This is a genomic window from Allocoleopsis sp., from assembly GCF_036703385.1.
Classification (GTDB): Bacteria; Cyanobacteriota; Cyanobacteriia; order Cyanobacteriales; family Coleofasciculaceae; genus Allocoleopsis.
In genome coordinates this window covers 1-4,622 of record NZ_DATNPA010000081.1, presented here as the reverse complement: position 1 = coordinate 4,622, position 4,622 = coordinate 1, and the positions used below count along the sequence as shown (strand labels likewise).

3 protein-coding genes are annotated in these 4,622 nt (G+C 46.5%); 1 reads left to right on the top strand and 2 read right to left on the bottom strand.

What is annotated here, in order from left to right:
- Window positions 1-1,266, top strand: a 1,266-nt coding sequence (locus tag V6C93_RS04235) for a cytosine deaminase (RefSeq protein ID WP_333475402.1), incomplete at its 5' end; no start/stop codon positions are given.
- 373 nt (window positions 1,267-1,639) lie between these two features.
- Here the strand turns inward: V6C93_RS04235 and V6C93_RS04230 are convergent.
- Together V6C93_RS04230 and V6C93_RS04225 are read right to left on the bottom strand one after the other, a co-directional pair.
- Entirely contained in the window at window positions 1,640-2,206 is a 567-nt protein-coding gene (locus V6C93_RS04230; protein WP_333475401.1) for a Uma2 family endonuclease, read from the bottom strand.
- Between the two features lie 410 nt (window positions 2,207-2,616).
- The coding region (locus V6C93_RS04225; protein WP_333475400.1) for a CHAT domain-containing protein at window positions 2,617-4,622 on the bottom strand (2,006 nt) is incomplete at its 5' end.

Below are 4,622 nucleotides of genomic sequence, written 5' to 3'. Positions count from 1 at the left end.
GTCTTGAGTCTCAATAATTCTACTATTACAGCCAAACAAACAGAGGAAAGCTTGTGCCGGGTTGATCTAGAAATTGCTGATGGTAATATTATTCAAATTATTCCTGCCAATGGCTGCGATACAAGAGAGACGCCAACCGTAAATCTGCGAGGCGGGCAAGTGTGGCCTTGCTTCGTGGATATCCACACCCATTTAGATAAGGGTCATATTTGGACACGTTCTCCTAATCCTGATGGTACCTTCGCCAGTGCCTTGGAAACGGCAAAGGCGGATAGCGAAAAGTATTGGCAGGCAGAAGATGTTTATCGGCGCATGGAATTTGGCCTTAAATGCAGCTACGCTCACGGCACCAAAGCCATCCGTACCCATATTGACTCGTTTGGGAAACAGGCCGAAATTAGTCTAGGAGTGTTCCAATCACTTCAGCAACAATGGAGCGATCGCCTGATTTTGCAAGCCGTTTCTCTCGTCAGTCTCGACTACTACCAAACCCCTGAAGGCGTTGCTTTAGCGGACAAAATTGCAGAAGTAGACGGTATTCTTGGGGGGGTAGCTTATATAAATCCTGATTTAGATACCCAACTAGATACCACATTTAACCTTGCTAAAGAACGAGACTTAAATCTTGACTTCCATACCGATGAAAACAATGACCCTAATTCAATTTGTCTGCAAAAAGTAGCAGAAGCAGCCCTCCGCCATGAGTTTAGCGGGCAAATTGTTTGTGGTCACTGCTGTAGTTTGGCAGTACAGGAACCAAAGGTCGTAGAGAAAACCTTGGATTTGGTCAAACAAGCCGGAATTGGCATTGTCAGCCTACCCATGTGTAACCTCTATCTGCAAGACCGAAAGCCCAACATGACCCCTCGCTGGCGGGGAGTGACAGCAGTACACGAAATTAAGCAGCACGGTATTCCTGTGGCTGTGTCTAGCGATAACTGCCGCGATCCCTTTTATGGTTTTGGCGATCATGATGTCTTGGAAGTCTTTACCCAATCCGTCAGGATTGCTCACTTGGATATGCCTTATAGGAATTGGCCTTGTGCTGTTACCAAGACTTGTGCTGACTTAATGGGTTTGCCGAATGTGGGACGAATTGATGTGGGAATTCCTGCTGATTTAATTGTGTTCAAAGGACGCAACTTCAGTGAACTCTTGTCCCGTCCGCAACATGACCGCATTGTTCTCAGAAACGGTAGGCCAATTGATACCGTGTTACCGGATTATGCAGAACTCGATGATTTAGTAGCGATAGACAGTCTCTGAAAGTAGAGGGAAGTAGAAGAGGGTAGGCGTCTTGCCTGCTTCACTGCCACAAGTGTAATTGCATGACTGTAATGATGCTCATTGTATGCGATCGCGCTATTCCCTCACTGGGAAGGCAAATGCTGTCGTTACCAACGTTGAAGCTGTCGTTAGCACATGAAGTTTAATGTGATCGCATTTCAGAGAAGCGCATCCTGAACAATAGAAGACCGCATCATTGCATAGCAAACACCTGTAGTGCAATAGCGATCGCATATTTCCTTCTCAAAGCGTTAGCTCTCGCGAAGCCGAAGAAAGCTTATCGCCCCTCAACTCGAAGATGAATCATGTGCGATCGCACTTCAAAACAGAAGATGAATGATGAGCGATCACCTCATTGCTGCCCTGGCTTTAACCAACTAAACACCTGTGTAACAGTCAAATCCAGTTGCAGAAACTCTGGAACAGGTAGCTTATCATTGCCAGTCATCTCAATGGGTTGCTGCCCCGGAAGAAACACGAGTACTAAGCGCTCATCAGGGTCAACGAGCCACCCTAACTGAGTACCGTGTTTAAGGCAGTGCAGGATATTACCGATTACCTTAGTTGCATTTTGATCAGGTGAAAGAATTTCTATCGTCCAATCCGGATAAGTTTGAAACGCATTCTCGATTTCGCCTTCAGTGTCAAAGGGAATCCGTCCCCAGCTATATACGGTTACATCTGGCACGATTGAGCGTCCTCCGAAGGTGCAGCGTAGTTCTGGGAAAGCTAACGCAATCTGCCGTTCTTCAGTTACCTGGTTAACTGCTTCACAGAGTTTAAGCTGGAGTCGAGAGTGTTTGCCCTGAGGCATTGGCTTCTGGTAAGTGCGACCGTTAATGAATTCACTGGCAGGTTTTGTCTCTGGCAGTTTGAGGAATTCTTCTAGAGTAATTAGTTTGTCAAGCGTGGTCTTCATAGTCCAGCGATCGCCTCTTTTCTTGCCACTACCTCAATTTTGCCGTAACTACGCGATCGCTTCGCGCTAGCGCGACGCTTCGGCTAATCGCCCCCTTCTCTGTTCCATACATCGCACTGCAAAAGAGAAGATGAATCATGCGCGATCACACCATCTTCTCTCACAAGCATCGCATCTCAAAACAGAAGATGAATGATGAGCGAACGCCTATTTGCTCCTCAGAGCGTTAGCTCTCGCGAAACCGAAGAAAGCTTATCGCTCCTCAACTCGAAGATGAATCAGGCACGAGCGTATTTTTTCCCTTTATTCTTTCCCTTTTACCTTAATATTTGTTGGAGATGCAAGGAGCGATCACTGCTCATTCAGGAAAGCTCGGCTATTGTGATTATTGATTGATGCTACATGAGCCACTACCAAGGATTGCCAATCATCGTAAAGCTTGACCAGTAGTAGGGATGTGAAAAATTTTGGTTTCCGTATTGTGCCAGTTCTGGTGGCAGTTGAATGCTCATTGTAGAGGTACGCAACTGACTTCCTTCAAGCCGTACTTGCCCCTTCATCATTGCTATTTGTGCCTGCCTTAGGGCTTCAGCTTTAATAGGTGCCCTCTTTAGCTGACTGTAAAATTCTGCCATCAGTCCCAGAGTTCCTTGATCGCTGATGTACCAAAGACTAGCTAATACTGACTTAACGCCAGCTTGAACAGATGAGCCTGCGAAGCCGTACTTAATCCGTTCATCGCCCAACCCAGAGCGACAAGCACTCAGGACTAACAATTCTACTGGAGGGTCATACCAGCCTAACTGTTCTATTTGATCTAGGCGCAGCTTCTCGTCCCATAGCTGAATGTAGGAGTTTTCCAGTTTTCCTGGTTTGAAGTCTCCATTAGTGGCTAGGTGAATAATTTGGAAAGGCTGTTTCTGGCGTTGTAATTTCAGATTCTCGAACGTAAATTGTTCGTTGAGAAAGGATTTACCCCGCCAAAGTTTCATGATGGTAGACAACTCTACTGGCACAGCAGGTAGAGGCGGTTGCTTTATAGACTTCGAGGCTCCCATTGCTAGGACACTAGCATTTTTGAGATCCACATGACGATTATCAGTCAAGGTTAGACCGGGCATTAATCCAATGCTATATTTCTCAACTAGAAAGCTTTTGCCATCGTGGAGAGCTGCCAAAGGTAGAGAGCGTAAAGGGGAGTCCATGAGAAAGACTAGGTTATTAATGCCCTGTTTGTGTAGATCTTCCTCAAGTGGTTGAATCATCCATTTATAGAGTTGCTGAGCTGGAGCCAAGTAGGAGGTTGAACTCACAGGGGTTGCAACGTTAGCTCTAAATTCTTTAGCCACATTCAGAACTTGCTCTCGCGTTGCCTCGGTCACTTGCTTCCGTTGTTGCTCTTTTGCAGTTACTAGCCACAATCCTAGTGAAGCATCATCAGTCTGTGCGATCGCTCCTAAACTAATGTAGATAACCGCAGATTTTTGTCCAGTTTGTTGTTCGATCTTGGTTAGGGTATCATGTATGCTGGCAGCCACGTCATCCTGTACACGATTGACAAGCTTGAGCTGAGCATTCACTTTGTCTAACTCTGTAACTCTCTGCACTAACTCTTGTCGAGCCTTTCCAGCCTCCTCTTGAGCTTGCTGTTCTACTCGCTTTGCCTCATCTGCTGCTTGTTGTGCCTTTTCTACTTGCTCGTCTGCTGACTTTACCTTTTGACTGGCTGCCTGAAGTTGCTCTTTTGCCTGTTTTAGCCTTTCTAAAGCATCTTGACGAACACGTTGTGTTTTTTCCAAGTCACTTTGAGCTTGTTGTACCTGATGTTGCGCCTGCTGTTGTTCTTCTTTGGCTTTGTTGGTTTCTTCCTGTGCCGAGTTCACTCTCATAGTCGCCGCTTGAACCTGCTGAGTTGCCTTGTCTAACTCTTGAGTTTTCTGCGTAACTTGCTGACTAGCTGTTTCTAACTTGGCATTAGCGACAGTTAAGTTTCGGTTTGCCTGTTGAGATTTCTGCGCTGCATCTTGCCGTGCTGCTTCGGCTTTTTGTTGCTCTTGCTTGGCTTTGTTTGCTGCCTTCTGTGCCGTGTTTTTCTGCTGAGTTGCTGCCTGAGTTTCTTGTTGTGCCTTATCCCGTTCTGACTCGACAGAAACCAGTGCTAGACTAGCTTGATCGCGTTGTGACTCTGCCACAACCCTCTCATGATGAGCATTACCAGCCACCATCATCGCCACTATTGCCCCAAGTACAGACAGCGCGAGGACAGTTGCCCCAATCACCATTTGTCGCTTAGTTTTCCGTTGCGCTTCTGCTAGTCGTTGATTCGCCTGTTTCTCTTCCTCCAACGCAAGTTCGGCTTTCCGTTGCGCTTCAGTGACAAGTTGCTTGGCTTTCTTTTCCTCCTCCAAAGCCAGTT

Excerpts from the sequence above, each read along its gene's own strand:
- V6C93_RS04230 (WP_333475401.1), bottom strand. The coding sequence starts at position 2,206 with ATGAAGACCACGCTTGACAAACTAATTACTCTAGAAGAATTCCTCAAA.